Annotated in this window: 16 protein-coding genes; 10 read left to right on the plus strand and 6 right to left on the minus strand. The window is 72.6% G+C overall.

The annotated features are described in order from the left end of the window. Window positions 1–15: 15 nt before the first annotated feature. From ACFYPM_RS22925 to ACFYPM_RS22945, 5 genes are read right to left on the minus strand one after another with little or no spacing between them, the layout of a single operon-like run. Window positions 16–2799: an FtsX-like permease family protein gene (locus ACFYPM_RS22925; protein ID WP_387200340.1), complete on the minus strand. Its 2784-nt coding sequence runs from the start codon at window positions 2797–2799 to the stop codon at window positions 16–18. Beyond that, window positions 2796–3530, minus strand: coding sequence for an ABC transporter ATP-binding protein (locus tag ACFYPM_RS22930; RefSeq protein WP_387200342.1), 735 nt, complete (start codon window positions 3528–3530; stop codon window positions 2796–2798). The genes ACFYPM_RS22925 and ACFYPM_RS22930 overlap by 4 nt, the downstream gene beginning before the upstream one ends. Continuing rightward, window positions 3527–4129: a PadR family transcriptional regulator gene (locus ACFYPM_RS22935; protein ID WP_387200345.1), complete on the minus strand. Its 603-nt coding sequence runs from the start codon at window positions 4127–4129 to the stop codon at window positions 3527–3529. The genes ACFYPM_RS22930 and ACFYPM_RS22935 overlap by 4 nt, the downstream gene beginning before the upstream one ends. Before the next feature lie 52 nt (window positions 4130–4181). Beyond that, a complete protein-coding gene (locus ACFYPM_RS22940; RefSeq protein WP_387200347.1) occupies window positions 4182–4619 on the minus strand; it encodes a ferritin-like domain-containing protein in 438 nt (145 codons plus the stop codon). Further along, entirely contained in the window at window positions 4616–5128 is a 513-nt protein-coding gene (locus ACFYPM_RS22945; RefSeq protein WP_387200746.1) for a hypothetical protein, read from the minus strand. The genes ACFYPM_RS22940 and ACFYPM_RS22945 overlap by 4 nt, the downstream gene beginning before the upstream one ends. A 155-nt stretch (window positions 5129–5283) precedes the next feature. Between ACFYPM_RS22945 and rimP the strand changes: the two genes are divergently transcribed. The 10 genes from rimP (at window position 5284) to ACFYPM_RS22995 (ending at window position 15138) form a co-directional block, all read left to right on the plus strand. After that, window positions 5284–5982 (plus strand): ribosome maturation factor RimP, encoded by a 699-nt coding sequence (gene rimP / locus ACFYPM_RS22950; RefSeq protein ID WP_387200749.1) that lies wholly within the window; start codon window positions 5284–5286, stop codon window positions 5980–5982. Next, entirely contained in the window at window positions 5979–7022 is a 1044-nt protein-coding gene (gene nusA / locus ACFYPM_RS22955; RefSeq protein ID WP_387200350.1) for a transcription termination factor NusA, read from the plus strand. Before rimP ends, nusA begins: the two co-directional genes overlap by 4 nt. A 16-nt stretch (window positions 7023–7038) precedes the next feature. Next, window positions 7039–7371: a YlxR family protein gene (locus ACFYPM_RS22960; protein WP_387200354.1), complete on the plus strand. Its 333-nt coding sequence runs from the start codon at window positions 7039–7041 to the stop codon at window positions 7369–7371. A 93-nt stretch (window positions 7372–7464) separates the two neighbouring features. Beyond that, entirely contained in the window at window positions 7465–10491 is a 3027-nt protein-coding gene (gene infB, locus ACFYPM_RS22965; protein ID WP_387200357.1) for a translation initiation factor IF-2, read from the plus strand. Window positions 10492–10581: 90 nt separating this feature from the next. Continuing rightward, window positions 10582–10878, plus strand: a complete 297-nt coding sequence (locus ACFYPM_RS22970) for a DUF503 domain-containing protein (RefSeq protein ID WP_030489481.1) — start codon at window positions 10582–10584, stop codon at window positions 10876–10878. Window positions 10879–11004: 126 nt separating this feature from the next. Next, window positions 11005–11505 carry a 30S ribosome-binding factor RbfA gene (rbfA, locus tag ACFYPM_RS22975; protein ID WP_387200360.1) on the plus strand — a complete coding sequence of 167 codons (501 nt, stop codon included), beginning with the start codon at window positions 11005–11007 and terminating at the stop codon, window positions 11503–11505. A 53-nt stretch (window positions 11506–11558) separates the two neighbouring features. Continuing rightward, window positions 11559–12560 carry a bifunctional oligoribonuclease/PAP phosphatase NrnA gene (locus ACFYPM_RS22980; protein WP_387200752.1) on the plus strand — a complete coding sequence of 334 codons (1002 nt, stop codon included), beginning with the start codon at window positions 11559–11561 and terminating at the stop codon, window positions 12558–12560. 103 nt (window positions 12561–12663) lie between these two features. Then, window positions 12664–13071: a hypothetical protein gene (locus tag ACFYPM_RS22985; RefSeq protein WP_357247302.1), complete on the plus strand. Its 408-nt coding sequence runs from the start codon at window positions 12664–12666 to the stop codon at window positions 13069–13071. After that, window positions 13071–13280 carry a DUF6186 family protein gene (locus tag ACFYPM_RS22990; RefSeq protein ID WP_357248036.1) on the plus strand — a complete coding sequence of 70 codons (210 nt, stop codon included), beginning with the start codon at window positions 13071–13073 and terminating at the stop codon, window positions 13278–13280. Before ACFYPM_RS22985 ends, ACFYPM_RS22990 begins: the two co-directional genes overlap by 1 nt. Before the next feature lie 532 nt (window positions 13281–13812). Next, the gene (locus tag ACFYPM_RS22995) at window positions 13813–15138 is read left to right on the plus strand and encodes an MATE family efflux transporter (RefSeq protein WP_387200363.1); all 1326 of its coding nucleotides are present in this window, start codon (window positions 13813–13815) and stop codon (window positions 15136–15138) included. A 103-nt stretch (window positions 15139–15241) separates the two neighbouring features. Here ACFYPM_RS22995 and ACFYPM_RS23000 read toward each other — a convergent pair whose 3' ends face one another. Then, window positions 15242–16201, minus strand: a complete 960-nt coding sequence (locus ACFYPM_RS23000; protein WP_387200366.1) for a hypothetical protein — start codon at window positions 16199–16201, stop codon at window positions 15242–15244. Window positions 16202–16208 lie beyond the last annotated feature (7 nt).

Here is a 16208-nt window from a genome sequence, read left to right on the forward strand (position 1 = left end):
GTCACGCCACCGGGGTCAGTCCAACCGGCGTTCGATCGGCAGCCGGGCGCGGGTGAACAGGCCCGCCCCGAGCATCGCCACGATCGGCACCAGGACCAGCACCCCGAGCGCGGGCCACGGCACCACGAACGGGTACGGGTCGGGTACCGGCCAGTCGTTGGCGTACTGCCGGTTCGCCGAGAACAGCACGATGGCGGCGGTGCCCAGCCCAGCCACGATGCCGAGCACCGAGCCCAGACCGGCGATCAACCCCGCCTGGCAGATCGCCAGCATCCGGCGTAGCGCCGGTGCCGCGCCGATCGCCGCGAGGGTGGTCAGCTCGGCGCGTCCCTCGGCGGCGGCCAGTGCGGTGGCGATCCCGGCCGCACCCATCGTGACGACGCCGGCCGCCGCCGCGAGCAGCAGCAGCAGCGGGGACATGTCCTGCGGATCACGGCCGTACTCCACGGACATCGAGAACGTGCCGAAGGGCCGCAGCGCGCTGGCGAACCGTTCCCGCTGCTGCCGGTCCGGCGCAATGGAGGCGCCGAGCACCCATCCGGCCGGTGACCAGGTCAGGCCGAGCTGCCGGGCCGCGGACGCGGAGAGCAGCAGCCGGGACTGGCCGATCGCCCCGCTCAGCGCGTACCCGGGGAAGTCGGCGGCGGCGCCCGGCCGATCCGTCCCGGAATCCACCTGGTTCACGCGGACGGTCACCAGGCCGTCGTGCAGGTAACGCGGGTCGGTCACCACCACACCCCCGGCGCGCAGCACGGCGGTGGCGGTGGCTGCCGTCGCCGGGTCCGCACCGGTGAGCAACGGCAGTGCGGTCCCGTCGTCCACGCCCGCCTGCACGTAGCCGCCGTCGTAGCTCAGCGGGCCGATCCGACAACGCCGGTCGGCCCGCGCCTGCCGACGGTCCGCGGCGGAGAGGTTGTCCCCGGGCTGCCAGGGGCAGATCCGCGCGGGCGGAAGCACCGGCGCGACGTCGCAGTAACCCGCCGCCGCGGATGCGCAACTCACCGCGTTGACCGGGGCGATCCGGTCGGCACCCAGCTGGTCCCGGGCCATGTCGGCGAGCTGGGTCGGCGAGGGCTGCCGGACCGACTCGCCCGCGTAGACGAGCACATGGCCGGTCGGCAGCATCGGCCGGTAGGCGTGCGAGGTGCGGGCGTCGCTGCTGGCCAGGAACCCGCCGAGCGCCACACTGCTGGCGACCGCTGCCATCACGGCGCAGATGGCGGGCGCGGCGGAGGCGCGGTTGCGGCTGGCGTCGCGCAACGCGATACGCGGTGCCAACGGCAGCACCCGGCCGAGCCGGGCGAGCGCGCCGATCAGCGTGGGCGTGCAGCACACCAGGCCCAACTCGCCGAGGATCAGGCCGGTGAGGATCACCACCGTGGAGGTACGGGCCGCCCCGAACGCCGCCAACCCGGCCCCGACGGCCACCAGCGACAGCCCGAAGGCCAACCAGCGGATCCGGGACACCGGGGGAGTGCGTCGCCCGGCGAGGCCGGCGCTGACGTCCTGCCGCGCGGCGGTCCAGGCCGGCGCCAGCGCGGCGAGCACCCCGGCCAGCACCGCGACCCCACCGAGCAGCAGCAGCGCGATCGGCCAGCAGCGGTACCCACCGAAGCGGGCGTCGAAGACGTACTGCTCCATCAGCGGACGACCGGCGAACGCCGCGCCGACGCCGACCAGCAGACCGGTGGCGGCGCCCAGCACACCCAGCACCACGCCGTCGGCCAGCACGACCCGACGGAGCTGGGCGGCATCCCCGCCGGCCACCGCGACGAGCGCCAGATCCCGCCGGCGGCGGCGGACGCCGACCGCGAAGGCCGGCCCGACCAGCAGCACCACCTCCAGCAGCCCGAGGCCCGCGATCAGCACGCTGGCGCCCAGGTCGGTGGTGTCGCCCCGGTCGACGGGGCCGAACCAGATCCGCTTCCGTTCGTCGGCCGAGTCGGTCGGAGGACGGATGGCGACCAGCACACCCCGGTCGTTGAGTCGGGACACCAGCGCGGCATCGATGGTGCCGGGCACGTCCGCCAGCCAACTGCTCTCCGGTTCGGGACTGGTCCGTGGCACCGCACCCGGATGCAGCGCCACCACCGCGCCGAGGTCGTCGGGAAACTCGACCACCCCCACCACGGTGTACGCCCTGCTCCCGTCGGCCAGGGCCACGGCGCGGCCAAGGCGCAGGTCCAGACGGCGCAGCGCCGCCGGGCTGACCGCGACCTCACCGGGCTGCTCGGGCGCCCGGCCCGCGCGGAAGCGCACCAGCCCCCGGGCCAACGGGTCGCCGAGGTCCAGCACCCGCCCCTGCACGTCCTCGTCGCGGTGTCGGCCGCGCAGGGTCAGCGGGATGCCGGCGCGCACCTCGGTGACCCGACTGCCCGGCCCGAGCAACGCGCTCACCTGGGCGGAGGTGGCTCGGGCCACGGGTGGTTGCTCACTGTCCGGGGTGGACCAACTGTCCCCCCACTCGTCCTGTTCCACCGGGGTGTCCGAGATCCAGCGCAGCTCCGCGTCGGCCACGCCGAGTCGGCGATCCACCTGTTCCTGGGGAGTCAACGCGGCCATGTCGTAGCTGGCGGCCAGGAAGGCCAGCACCGCCACCGGGAGGGCGATCATCGCGAGCACCAGGGCGGTCCGGCGCCGCGCCCGCCGGGACTCCCGCCGGGCGATCCGCAGCGCCGCCCGCCACGAGCCGGTCAGCTCGGCGAGGCGACGACGACCGACCCGGACCGGTGGCGCTTCCGGTCCCGACGCGGCGGTGTCGGGTCGGGCAGGTGCCCGCCTGGTCCGGCGGACCGTCACCGGTCGATACCGGACAGCAGTTGATCGACACTGCCCAGTGGCGCGGTCGTGTCGACGAGTACGCCGTCGCGAAGGAACACCACCCGGTCGGCCCAGCCGGCGTGTCGGGACTCGTGGGTGACGAGCACTCCGGCGGCCCCCGCGTCGATCCGGCGCCGCAGGAGGTGCAGCACCGCCTCGCCGGTCTGCGAGTCCAGGGCGCCGGTGGGCTCGTCGGCGAGCACCAGCCGGCGGTCGCCCACCAGCGCGCGGGCGATGGCCACCCGCTGCTGCTGCCCACCGGAGAGCTGGTCGGGGAAGCGGTCCCCCAGTGCGGGCAGGCCCACCTCGGTGAGCGCGGCCATGGCCAGCGCCCGGGCCTGGCGTCCGCCGGCGCCGTCGAGTTCCAGGGGCAGCGCCACGTTCTCCAGCGCGCTCAGGCTGCCCAGCAGGTTGAGCTGCTGGAAGATGTAGCCGATCCGGCGGCGGCGCAGCTGGGCCAGCCCGCGCCGGTCCAGCGCCCCCAGCGGTTGCCCCTCCACCCGGACCTCCCCGCCGGTCGGGCGGTCGAGCCCGCCGGCGAGGGCCAGCAACGTCGACTTGCCGGAGCCGGACGGACCCATCACGGCGACCAGCTCGCCGGGCCGGACGACCAGGCTGACCCCGCGCAGCGCGTGCACCGCCGCCGGTCCGGCGCCGTGGGTGCGGTGGACGGCGCGTAGCTCCAGCACCGCGTCGTCCGATCCGCTCACCGTCGCGCCTCCTCGCCGGCCCACCGGGACGCGTCCCGCGCGTCGGCGTCACCCGGCCGAGGTGGGGGAGGTGCCGCGCCGCTGGGCTGGTGGCGCACCAGACTTGTCTCGCAGTGGTCCAGCCAACGGACCTCGGCCTCGGCCTGGAACACCATCGAGTCCAGCACGAGGCGCCAGGGCAGGTCCTCCGGTCGGTTGCTGACGTACTTCAACCGGGTCAGCTCCTGCAACGCCCGCATCGTCGCGCTGCGCTGGGCCTGTACCACGGAGCGGACATCCACCCCGGGGGTGGTCAGCGCCAGCGCCAGTTTGATCGCCAACTCGTCGCGGGGCCGATCGTTGCGGCTGACCGGGGTGGCGAACCAGAGCGTCAGATCCGCCCGGCCGGCGTCGGTTATCTCGTACGGGCGCTGCCCGGCCTCGCTCTCCGGCAACGGGCGGACCAGACCATCGCGTTCCAGCCGGGACAGGGTGGTGTAGACCTGCCCGATGTTCAGCGGCCAGGTCGAGCCGGTCGACTCCTCGAACGCTGCGCGCAGCTGGTAGCCGTACATCTGGCCGCGTTCGAGCAGGGCGAGCAACCCGTGACGGATGGACATGGCAACGGAGTATGCATACCTGGTATGCGCTCCGCAACCGGAGGGCAACGGTTCAGGTGGGCCGACCGGGAAACGGGACAGTCAGCGGGGTCGTCCCGGCCGTCCTGCGCCACCGGGTGGCCCGTACCGCGTAGTCGACGAGGGCGGCCAGCGCCTGGTCCCGGTCGGCGCCGGTGGTGGACGCCAGAGCCGCTCGCCAGTGCGCGGCCGTGCGCTCCTCCACCTCGGCGGCGAGCCGCAGGGCGCTGGCCCGGTCGGTGACCGGGAACGGCAACGCGTAGCCGGCGCGGTCCGGCGGCACGACGCCGCCGACCGCGCTCAGTTGCACCACGAGCGTGTCGCGTCGGCTGCGGTGCGCGGCCTCGGCCTGGCGTGCGGCCTCCCGTGCCGCCCCGGTGAGTCGGACCCCGATCCGCCCGTAGGCGTAGATGGCCGCGTACTCGGCGGACAGGGCGGCGGCGAGCGCCTCCCCGGCGGACGGCTGCCTCACTTCAGTGCCTCCTGGTGGGTGGCGCGGGCGGCGGCGATCGACCCGAGCAGTGCGGCCCGTTCCGCGCTGGCCGCGGCGCAGGCGGCGGTGGCGGACTGCTGGGCGGCCTTCTCCAGGGCGCGCAGGGGGGCGAGCTTGTTCACCGGGTCGACCGCCGGAGCGGCGACCGCGGTGGGCAGGGCGACGCCGATCACCCGGGCCAGCTCGGTGGCGTGCGCGGTGTGTGCCTCGGCGATCGGGCCGAGCCGGTCGGCCAGGTCGGGATGCGTGGCCACGTGGTTCTGGTACGCCGCGGCGAGTCCGAGTGCCTCGTCCACCATCGGCCGCAGTGGGTCCGGTGGTGGCACCGGCTCGTCGTCACGGTCGAAAAGATCACAGCCGGTCAGCGGCACCGCGGCACCGCCGAGCGCCAGCAGTGCCCCGGCACGCAGGAGCTTTCGCCGGGAATGTCTGGATGCCTGGTCGCGCTGTGTCGTTCTGCCGGTCCCCACCCGGCAAGTCAACACCATCTCCACCGGTCCGGGGACCACCGACGTCGGTGCGCCGCCCGGCCCGCCGCCGGGCAGGCGCGTTACGCTCTGCGCAGCCACCGGCGCGTCCGCTCCGGTGGTGCGCCGGCATGTCGGGACGACCGATCACCGTCGACCAGGGAGAGGGTGCGGAGATGACGCAGCGTGGCCGTGCCACCAGGTCGACGGGGCGACCCCGCGATGCGGCGGGTCCCCGCGGTGGTGATCTCGCAGCGCGCCGCACGCGGTTGCGGGCCGTGATCGAGCCCGTGGTCAACGACGCCGGCTACGACCTGGAGGACCTGTCGGTTTCCCGGGCCGGTCGCCGGCACGTGGTGCGGGTGATGGTCGACGCCGACGGCGGGATCGACCTGGACGCCGTCGCGGTCGTCTCCCGCGCGGTCTCGGCCGCGCTGGACGCCGCCGAGGAGACCGGTGGCGACATCGTCGCCGGGGAATACCAGCTCGAGGTCAGCTCGCCGGGCGTCGACCGGCCACTCACCCTGCCCCGCCACTGGCGGCGCAACGTGGGCCGGCTGGTCAAGGTCACCGCCCGGGGCGCAGCCGCGTTACCCGGCCAGCGCGGCGAGCAGCCCACCGGAGACCGTCAGCTGACCGGCCGGGTGGTCGCGGCCGACGACGAGGGCGTGCAGCTGGAGACCGGGGAGGGCCGAGCATCCTGGGCGTACGCCCAGCTCGGCCCCGGTCGCGTGCAGGTCGAGTTCACCCGGCTCGCCGAACTTGGCGAGGTGGACGAGGAGTTCGACGACGCGGACGACGCGGACGACTCCGACGACATTGATGATTCAGACGACATCGACGACGAAGATGATGTGGAGGACGAGGAGAGGTGAACATCGACCTCGCGGCGCTGCGCGCACTCGAGCGCGAGCGGGAGATCCCGTTCGACACGATTCTCGCGGCGATCGAGACCGCGTTGCTGACCGCCTACCGGCACACCGATGGCGCCGAGCCGCACGCCCGGGTGGAGATCGACCGTAGGTCGGGCGCCGCCCTGGTGTACGCGCAGGAGATGGACGCCGACGGCAGCCTGGTGCGGGAGTGGGACGACACCCCGCACGACTTCGGCCGGATCGCCGCCATGACCGCCAAGCAGGTGATCCTGCAGCGTCTGCGGGAGGCCACCGACGAGGTGCACTTCGGCGAGTACGTCGGCCGCGAGGGTGACCTGGTCACCGGCGTGGTGCAGGCCCACGAGACGCGTACCGAGAAGGGCATCGTCAGCGTCGACCTCGGCAAGCTGGAGGGCGTGCTGCCGCAGTCCGAGCAGGTGCCCGGCGAGCGGTACGCCCACGGTGAGCGGGTCCGCTGTGTCGTGGTGCACGTCGCCAAGGGCATGCGCGGGCCGCAGATCACCCTGTCCCGGTCGCACCCGGCGCTTGTCAAGAAGCTGTTCGCGCTGGAGGTGCCGGAGATCGCCGACGGCACGGTGGAGATCGGGGCGATCGCCCGTGAGGCAGGTCACCGTACGAAGATCGCCGTACGCTCCACCACCCCCGGGGTGAACCCCAAGGGCGCCTGCATCGGCCCGATGGGCCAGCGGGTGCGCGCCGTGATGAGCGAACTGCACGGCGAAAAGATCGACATCATCGACTGGTCGGACGATCCGGCCACCTTCGTCGGTAACGCGTTGTCGCCCGCCAAGGCGCTTCGGGTCGAGGTGGTCGACCTGGCCGGTCGGGCCGCCCGGGTGACGGTCCCCGACTTCCAGCTCTCCCTCGCGATCGGCCGGGAGGGGCAGAATGCCCGACTCGCGGCCCGATTGACCGGTTGGCGGATCGACATTCGGTCCGATGCGGAGCAGATCGCACCCGCCGCGCGTGCGGCAGCTGATCACGTGCGGGAGCCGGGCGGAGCGATCTCGGGCAGCTAGGGGTAGACTTCTTCCAGTGGTACGACGCGCAACGCCGGAACGCACCTGTGTGGGTTGCCGGCAACGTGCGCCGGCCAGCGAATTGCTGCGGATCATCGCGGTTCGGGACGAGGCTGGTTTCAGTCTCCGACCTGATCCGCGCCGCAGGCTGCCGGGTCGGGGAGCGAACATGCACCCGGATCCGGCCTGCTTCGCGCTGGCGGTGCGTCGCCGCGCCTTCGGGCGTGCGCTGCGCATCACCGAGGTCCTTGACCACGGTGTGCTGGCGGAGCACGTCGATGCGCCAACCACTACGTCCGGTCAGCCCGACCGGGCGAGGGTCGCTAGCAGGGTAGGACGACCGACATGAGCACACGATGAAGTCCCTGAAATGACCAGGCTTCAAGTGCACGAGTGAGGTCGCTGCGGGTGCTGCCCGCACGACCTCGGAGTGAGGAGTGCAGTGGCAGGCAAGGCCCGCGTACACGAGCTTGCAAAAGAGCTCGGGGTCGAGAGTAAGACCGTTCTCGCCAAGCTGAAGGAAATGGGCGAGTTCGTGAAGTCCGCGTCCAGCACCGTCGAGGCGCCCGTCGCCCGGCGGCTGCGTAACGCATTCGTCGCGTCCGCCGGTGCTCCGGCACCGGCCGCCGCCCCGTCGGCGCCCGCGTCGACGCAGGCTTCCAACCCGACCCCGACGACGGCCCCGACCCCGGGCGCGCCCCGGGTCTCGGCCAAGCCGATGCCGCCTCGGCGGCCGACCGCGCCGGCACCCGGCCCGAAGCCGAAGGGTCCGGTGCCTGGTGCGCCGCAGCCGGCGGCTCCGGTCGCCAAGCCGGCGAGTGCCCACGACATCGAGGTGGCGGCCGCCGAGGCGCGTGCCGCCGCGCTGAAGGCTGAGCAGGAGGCCGCGGTCAAGGCCGCACAGGCCGCCCGCCAGCAGCAGCGGGACAACCCCGTTCGCCGGGAGCCTCCGGCCGACGGCGGCAACCGTCCCGGTCCTCGGCCGGGTCCCGCCGCGATGCCGCCCCGTCCGGGTTCGCCGGCTGCTCGTCCGAGCACGCCGGCTCCGGGTCCGGGTGCGCGTCCCGGTGGTCGCCCACCGGCGCGCGGCGCCGGTAACAACCCGTTCGGCATCCAGGGTGGCCAGCAGCAGCGGCCCCCGGCCGCCGGTGCGGGTGGTCCCCGGCCCAACAGCCCGGCGGGCATGCCGCCGCGGCCGAGCCCCAACTCCATGCCTCCGCGGCCCAGCCCGGCTTCCATGCCGAGCCAGCGTCCGGCTGCCGGTCGTCCCGGTCCCGGTGGCGCTGGTCGCCCCGGTGGCGGTGGCGCTGGTCGTCCCGGTGGTGGCGGTGGCGGTGGCTTCCGTGGCGGTCCCGGCGGTGGCGCCGGCGGCGGTGGCGGTTACCGCGGTGGCCCTGGTGGCGGCGCGGGTGCCGGCGGTGGCGGTGGCTACCGTGGCGGTCCCGGCGGCGGTGGCGGTGCTCCCGGTGGCGGTTTCCGTCCGGGTGCTCCCTCCGGTGGCGGCGGTCGTCCGGGTGCGGGTGGTCGTGGTCGTGGCGGCGGTGCCGCGGGTGCCTTCGGGCGTCCGGGTGGCCGGCCGACGCGCGGTCGCAAGTCCAAGAAGCAGCGCAGACAGGAGTTCGACAACCTGTCGGCTCCGACCATGAGTTCGGGTGCTCCCCGGGGTCAGGGTCAGATCGTCAGGCTCTCCCGTGGCGCCTCGCTGTCGGACTTCGCTGACAAGATCAACGCCAACCCGGGTTCGCTGGTCCAGGAGATGTTCAACCTGGGCGAGATGGTCACCGCGACCCAGTCCTGTTCTGACGACACCCTGCACCTGCTGGGTGAGCACCTGGGCTTCGACATCCAGATCGTCAGCCCGGAGGACGAGGACCGCGAGCTGCTCGCGCAGTTCAACATCGACCTCGACGCGGAGGTGGCCGAGGAGCGTCTGGTCAGCCGTGCGCCGGTGGTGACCGTCATGGGTCACGTCGACCACGGTAAGACCAAGCTGCTCGACGCGATCCGCAAGGCGAACGTCGTGGCCGGTGAGGCGGGTGGCATCACCCAGCACATCGGTGCGTACCAGGTCCACGTCCCGCACGAGGGCGAGGACCGGGCGGTCACCTTCATCGACACCCCGGGTCACGAGGCGTTCACCGCCATGCGTGCTCGTGGTGCCCAGGTCACGGACATCGTGATCCTGGTCGTCGCGGCCGACGACGGTGTGATGCCGCAGACGATCGAGGCGTTGAACCACGCCAAGGCGGCCGACGTGCCGATCGTGGTCGCGGTCAACAAGGTCGACAAGCCGGACGCCAACCCGGACAAGGTCCGCCAGCAGCTGACCGAGTACGGCCTGGTCGCCGAGGAGTACGGCGGCGAGACCATGTTCGTCAACGTGGCCGCCAAGCCGGGCATCGGCATCGAGGAGTTGCTCGAGGCTGTCCTGCTGACCGCCGACGCGTCGCTGGAGCTGACCGCTCCGATCGACGGGCCGGCGCAGGGTGTGGCCATCGAGGCGCACCTGGACAAGGGTCGCGGTGCGGTGGCGACGGTGCTGGTGCAGAAGGGCACCCTGCGGGCCGGCGACTCGATCGTCGCCGGTGGGGCGCACGGCCGGGTCCGGGCCATGCTCGACGAGAACGGCAACCAGCTCACCGAGGCTGGGCCGGCGCGTCCGGTCATGGTGCTGGGTCTGACCGCGCCTCCCGGCGCGGGCGACACGTTCCTCGCCGCGGCGGACGACCGCACGGTGCGGCAGATCGCCGAGCAGCGGCAGGCACGGCGGCGGGCGGCGTCCTTCGCCAACTCCCGTGGTCGGGCCACCCTTGAGACGCTCATGGAGCAGCTCAAGGAGGGCGAGAAGACCTCGCTCAACCTCATCCTCAAGGGCGATGTCTCCGGTTCGGTGGAGGCCCTGGAGGACGCGCTGTTCAACCTGGACATCCCCGAGGAGGTCCAGCTCAAGGTCCTCGACCGGGGCGTGGGCGCGATCACCGAGAGCAACGTCATGCTCGCGAGTGCCTCGTCCGAGCCGGTCACGATCATCGGCTTCAACGTGCGGGCCTCCAACAAGGTCCGCGAGATGGCCGACCGCGAGGGTGTGGAGATCCGGTATTACACCGTCATCTACCAGGCCATCGAGGAGATCGAGGCAGCGCTCAAGGGCCTGCTCAAGCCGGAGTACGAGGAGGTCGAGCTGGGCAGCGCGGAGATCCGCGACGTCTTCCGCTCGTCCAAGATCGGCAACATCTCCGGTTGCATCGTCCGGGCCGGTGTCCTTCGGCGCAACGCCAAGGCGCGCCTGCTGCGAGACGGGGCGGTCGTGGCGGACAACCTCACGATCAGCTCCCTCAAGCGGTTCAAGGACGACGCCACCGAGGTCCGCGAGGGCTTCGAGTGTGGTCTGACCCTGGGTGGTTACAACAACGTCCAGGTCGGCGACGTCATCGAGACCTTCGAGATGCGGGAGAAGGTTCGCGCCTGATCCGGCAGTGACACGCTGATCAAGGGGTTTACGCCGTTCGGCGTAAACCCCTTGATCATGCGGGGTGGTTTGGCGGTATCGTCCGGGGCGATGTTCACCGGAACCGCGGTCTTCGACCTGCTGCTGCCGGGCGACTCCCGGTCGCTCAAAGCCAAGAGATCATATGTACGGCCGATCGTGGCGGCGTTGCGCCGCTTCGAGGTGTCGGCCGCCGAGGTGGGTGCGCTCGACCTGCACGGTCGAGCGCAGCTCGCGGTGGCCGTGGTGGCCGCCGAGACGGCGCACGTCCGCGAGGTGCTCGACTCCTGTGAGCGCCTGGTGGCCGGTCGCCCCGAGGTCGAGTTGCTGTCCGTTCGGCGCCGGCTGTACGGCGTGGACGACGACTGACCCCGGAGCCGGCTGTGCCGGGCGACCGGTGCGGCCGCGAAGGTAGTGTTCGAGATGTTGGCCGGTCGGCCGGCGACCCCCGGGTCGCCGGGTCGACCGGGAGCAGGACGCCGTGGAGGTGGCGAGATGTCTGATCCGGCCAAGGTACGCCGGCACGCGGAACGGGTGCGTGAGCTGGTCGCGTCGGTGGTGCGGAGCCAGATCAAGGACCCGCGGCTCGGGATGATCACCATCACCGACGCCCGGATCACCGCGGACCTGCGCGACGCGACGGTCTTCTACACCGTGCTCGGTGACGCGGTGGCCCAGGCGGACACCGCCGCGGCGCTGGAGAGCGCGAAGGGGCTGCTACGCAGCACGGTCGGCAAGGCCCTTGGGCTGCGTCACTCGCCGACCCTCACGTTCGTCCTCGACGACGTGCAGGATCAGGTCAAGCACATCGACGACCTGCTCGCCGCCGCCCGTAACGCCGACGCCGAGGTGCAGCGGCTGGCCGCCCAGGCGAAGTACGCGGGTGAGGCGCAGCCGTACCGGGTCGACGACGAGACCGATGAGGGCGACGACGCGGACGAGGCCGATGCGGCCACCGACGTGGAGGAGACCGCGCGGGGTAGGGAAACGCGGTGACCAGCACCGCCAGCGTCCCGCTCGCCGGGGCGGCCGGGGTCGGCCCGGCCGAGATGGACTGGGCTGCGGCCGAGGCGCTGGTGCGGGCTGTCCCGCCGGGTGGCCGGGTGCTGCTGATCTGCCACATCAACCCGGACGGTGACGCGCTGGGCAGCATGCTCGGCTTCGGGCTGGGCCTGCGGCAGATCGGCCTCCGCGAGGTGCAGGCGACCTTTCCCGGGCCGCCGGAGGTGCCCGAACCGTTCCGGGGGCTGCCCGGCTTGGACCTGTTGGTCCCGGCGGACGCCGCCGACCCGGCACCGGACCTGGTGATCTGCTTCGACGCGGCGAGCGAGTCGCGCCTCGGTGAGCTGGCCGGGCGGTTGTCGTCGGCGGGGGCGGCGCTGGTGCTCGATCACCACGCCTCGAACCAGGGCTTCGGCACCGTCAACCTCGTGGACCCGAGCGCCGCGGCGACGTCGGTGGTGGCGGAGCAACTGCTGACCCGGCTCGGGGTCGTGGTGGATCCGGCCATCGCGGAGTGCCTCTACGTGGCGCTGACCACGGACACCGGCTCGTTCCGGTTCGCGGCGACCACCCCGGCGGTGCACCAGATGGCTGCCCGGTTGCTGGCCACCGGCATCTCGCCCGGAGACATCTCCCGCCGGGTCTTCGACACCCGGCCCTTCGGTGCGGTGCGTCTCTTCGGTGAGGTGCTCGGCCGGGCGCGGCTGGAGCCGGCGGCCGCCGGCGGCCGGGGGTTCGTCTGGACCTTCGCCACGCTTGGGGATCTGGCCCGGCACGACCAGCGGCCGTACGTCCTGGAGGCGCTGATCGACTCGGTGCGCTGCACGGCCGAGGCGGATGTGAGCTGTGTGGTCAAGCAGACCACGCCCGACGAGTGGGCGGTGTCGATGCGCAGCAAGGGCGCGGTGGACGTCAGCCGGGTCGCGGTGGCGCTGGGCGGTGGTGGCCACCGGTTCGCGGCGGGGTTCACCGGTCGGGGCACCGTCGAGCAGGTCATCGAGTCGATCCGCGGCCAACTGGACGCGGCGTTGCTCCACCCCGGAGCCTGACGGCGACGATCGCCGTCATCGATCGCCCGGTCCGGAAGGATCAGGGTCAACTCCGGGGAGTGTCGGTCTTCCCGCGCTCGGTGAGACCGGGAAGAATTGCGGGATGGAGCAGCCGCACGACCTCACCGTGGAGGCCCCCCGTGCCTGGGACCGGCCCGCCGTCTCCGTTCCCGTCCTCGTCTGCCTGTCGCTCGTCGGTGGTCGGTTCGCGTCGTTCTCCACCGAGGCGAATCTGTTCACCATTGGCACCGGCGGGGTGCTGATCTGGCTCGGTCTGAGCAATCGGGTGCCTCGCCGACCGGCACCGCGCCGGCTGGGCTCGGGAGCGGTCTGGTGGGCGGTGCCGGTGGTGGTCTTCGGGGTCTTCGAGGGCGTGACCTTCGTGCTGGCCGCCGGTGACGACTTCCCCACCTTCTCCCGGCTGGCCGATCCTCTCCTGGAGGATCATCTGACCCGGTCGGCGGTGTGGTTCGCCTGGCTGGCCGCCTTCTGGGGGCTGGTGCGTCGATGATGCGGGCGTTCGCCATCGGCGGTTTCCTCACCGCGTTGGTGCTCTTCGCGGTGGTCGAGTGGATGGCCCGGCGGGAGGGTTCCCGGATCCCCACCCTGGGCGAGGTCTGCGCGTACGTGATGCGCTACGAGGTCGGCTCGGTGCCGGTGGGCCGGATCGGTCTGTTCGGGTTCTGGTGGTGGCTGGGCTGGCACTTCCTGGCCCGCTGAGCCGGGTCGCCGCTTGTCCACATGGCGGGAACCGAGAGCAGCATATGGACCTGAACGATAACTTGGGAGAAGGCCGGGCGCCGCGTGGCGGTGCAGGTCATGGGTGGTGGCGCCACACCTCGTGCTGCCTCCCTCCAGGGTCGGATCGACCCGGGCTCACGCCGCCCAGTCGGCTGCTCCGGTAATCCCGGACCGCCGTGGGGCGCGCAGCACGATCGCCCGCGAGGGCCGCCGCGTGTCGGTGGCTCGCTCCCTGGAAGGACCACCACCATGCCGAACAAGCCCACGCCCGAGACCACCGACGACGCCCGCGAGCAGGCCCGCCGCGCGCTGCAGACCTCGATGGACACCCGTCAGTGAGTCAACTCGTCCGGCGGTGACGCTCGGCGTCGCTTCCGGCGGCGAGGCGGCCCCGAGGACGGGTGGATCGGCGCGACCGGGGCGGCTGCACACTCCGTGGCACACCATTGGAGCGGTGTAAGCCCGCGGCGGGATTGCGATCCTTACCGCGCTCGTGCCAGGATCGGCGGCGATGAACCAGATCGCCACCGCCACCCACCGAACCGCCTCGCCGCGGCGGATCGCCAGCCTCGCCCTGCCGGCCCTCGTGGTGCTCGCCGCCGAGCCGCTCTACGTGCTCGTCGACACGGCGGTGGTCGGGCACCTCGGCCGGGTGCCGCTCGCCGCGCTCGCCGTCGGTGGCACGGTGATGACGCTCACCGCGTGGGTCGGCACCGTTGTCGCGTACGGCACCACCGGGCGGGCGGCCCGCCGCTTCGGCGCGGGTGACCGGGCCGCCGCGGTGGCCGAGGGAGTCCAGTCGTCCTGGCTGGCGTTCGGGGTCGGTCTGCTGATCGCGATCGGCATGCAGGTCGGCGGAGGTGCGCTCGCGCGTACCCTCGCCGGTGGACCTGGCGACGTGGCCGACGCCGCCGCTCACTGGCTGCGGATCGCGGCCCTCGGCGCCCCCGGCCTGCTGCTTGCCGCCGCCGGCAACGGCTGGCTGCGCGGCGTGCAGGACACTCGCCGCCCGTTGTTCTTCGTGCTCGGCCCCAACCTGCTCTCCGCGCTGCTCTGCCCGCTGCTCGTCTACCCCGGCGGCCTGGGCCTGGTCGGTTCGGCGGTGGCGAACGTCGTCGCGCAGACGCTCTGCGGGGCGCTGTTCGCCGCGGCGCTGTTCGCCGAGCGGGTGTCGCTGCGGCCCCGGCCCCGGGTGATCCGCCAGCAGTTGGTGCTCAGCCGCGACCTGCTCATCCGAGGGCTGGCGTTCCAGGCCAGCTTCCTCTCCGCGACGGCCGTCGCCGCCCGCTTCGGCGCCGCCGCCGTCGGTGCCCACCAGATCGCCCTGCAACTCTGGTTCTTCACCGCGCTGGTGCTCGACGCCCTCGCGATCGCCGCGCAGTCCCTGGTCGGTGCCGCGCTCGGCGCCGGCGACGACGTGGGCGCCCGCGCGCTCGCCCGCCGGATCGGGCTGCTCGGCGGCGTCTGCGGCGTCGCCTTCGCGCTTGTCGTCGCCGCGGGCGCCGGCGTCGTGCCGTCGTGGTTCAGCTCCGACGAGGGGGTACGCGACCAGGCCATGGTGGCCTGGCCGTGGTTCGTCGCCATGCTGCCGCTGGCCGGGGTGGTGTTCGCCCTCGACGGCGTGCTGATCGGCGCGGGCGACGTGCGTTACCTGCGCAATCTCACCATCGTGGCGGCGCTCGGCGGCTTCCTGCCGGCCATCTGGCTGGCCTACGTGCTCCACCTCGGGCTGGGCGGCATCTGGGCCGGGCTCACCCTGTTCGTGGCGATCCGCCTGGTCGCCCTGCTGCTGCGCCTGCGCAACGACACCTGGGCGGTGACCGGCGCAATCCGCTGACCCCAACGTGCACGCCGATCTTGCAGTTTCTGTCGCCGATATGCGGTGGTTGGTGCCTTATGCCGGGACAGTAACTGCAAGATCGCGGAGAGCGGGGGTGGGGTTAGCAGATCTCTGCGTCGTCGAAACTCCAGCGCGGGTCGTAGATGTCTCTGGTCGATCCCGCTGGCAGGCCCTGTGCGAACCCGATCTCCAGGTCAATCATTCCCCGCAGGATCGCGGCGCAGGTCGCGTTGAGCACGTTGACGTCGGTGCTTGCCAACCACAGGCCGGCCGAGCTGGCCAGGACGTCGTCCGGGTGCGGCACCTGCCAGACCACTTCGTCCCGGAGGGTGACGAGTCCGGTGCCGGGCGAATGTGCCTGCGGTCGGGGCAGGGCGAAGGGGTACACCCACAGGAACCGGGTGGTGATCTCCAGGTTCCGGACGCCGTCGTCGGTGGTCGACCGGTACCCCATGGTGCCACTGACGCGGATGCCCGCCGCGGGGTCGAACCGCGGGTCGGCGGTGGGGTCGATGCGGGTGGCGTAGTCCAGGTTGTCGCCGGCCGCGAAGTCCTTGTCGATCTGGTACCGAAGGTCCGGTGCCAGCAGGGCGGCGAACTTCGCGGGGTCGCCAGCGAGCATGGACGGGTCGAGTCGACCGTGGATCAACGCCTGCTTGACCTTCGTCAGCGCGTCCGCGACCTGCTGGGCGGTGAACGGCGCGGCGGCCCGGGCTGTCGGGAGGGTGATTCCCGCCTCGCCCACGGCGAACGTCTCCGCCGGAGTGCCGGCGAACGGGCCGAGGGCGTTGCCGTTCCCGTCGACCGGCCGGGAGTTCGACTCGGCCCGCGCCAGGTTGATGCCCTGCCAGGCCAGCACCGTGACAAGCGTCAGCGCGACAAGCGCGGCGGTCCCGGCGAGCACCTTTCCGGCGTGCTGCTCCCACCCCAGCCGCAGCCGTTCCACCCTGGTCAGCGCGCGCTCGGTCACCGGCTCGCGCAGCCAGTCCGCCACTCGCAGTGGTTCAGATTCGGCGGCATCCGGGTCGCGGGCCGGGGTGACGGGCTCTTCTCTGGTCATCTGTCGT

It is taken from the genome of Micromonospora sp. NPDC005203 (genome assembly GCF_042872705.1).
Taxonomy (GTDB): Bacteria; Actinomycetota; Actinomycetes; order Mycobacteriales; family Micromonosporaceae; genus Micromonospora.

What these genes read in the sequence shown, in the direction of transcription:
- ACFYPM_RS23000 (WP_387200366.1), bottom strand. Translation starts at nt 16,201, where the DNA reads ATGACCAGAGAAGAGCCCGTCACCCCGGCCCGCGACCCGGATGCCGCC.
- rbfA (WP_387200360.1), top strand. Translation starts at nt 11,005, where the DNA reads ATGTCTGATCCGGCCAAGGTACGCCGGCACGCGGAACGGGTGCGTGAG.
- ACFYPM_RS22970 (WP_030489481.1), top strand. Translation starts at nt 10,582, where the DNA reads ATGTTCACCGGAACCGCGGTCTTCGACCTGCTGCTGCCGGGCGACTCC.
- ACFYPM_RS22945 (WP_387200746.1), bottom strand. Translation starts at nt 5,128, where the DNA reads ATGGTGTTGACTTGCCGGGTGGGGACCGGCAGAACGACACAGCGCGAC.
- ACFYPM_RS22980 (WP_387200752.1), top strand. Translation starts at nt 11,559, where the DNA reads ATGGACTGGGCTGCGGCCGAGGCGCTGGTGCGGGCTGTCCCGCCGGGT.
- ACFYPM_RS22995 (WP_387200363.1), top strand. Translation starts at nt 13,813, where the DNA reads ATGAACCAGATCGCCACCGCCACCCACCGAACCGCCTCGCCGCGGCGG.
- ACFYPM_RS22990 (WP_357248036.1), top strand. Translation starts at nt 13,071, where the DNA reads ATGCGGGCGTTCGCCATCGGCGGTTTCCTCACCGCGTTGGTGCTCTTC.
- ACFYPM_RS22935 (WP_387200345.1), bottom strand. Translation starts at nt 4,129, where the DNA reads ATGTCCATCCGTCACGGGTTGCTCGCCCTGCTCGAACGCGGCCAGATG.
- ACFYPM_RS22985 (WP_357247302.1), top strand. Translation starts at nt 12,664, where the DNA reads ATGGAGCAGCCGCACGACCTCACCGTGGAGGCCCCCCGTGCCTGGGAC.
- rimP (WP_387200749.1), top strand. Translation starts at nt 5,284, where the DNA reads ATGACGCAGCGTGGCCGTGCCACCAGGTCGACGGGGCGACCCCGCGAT.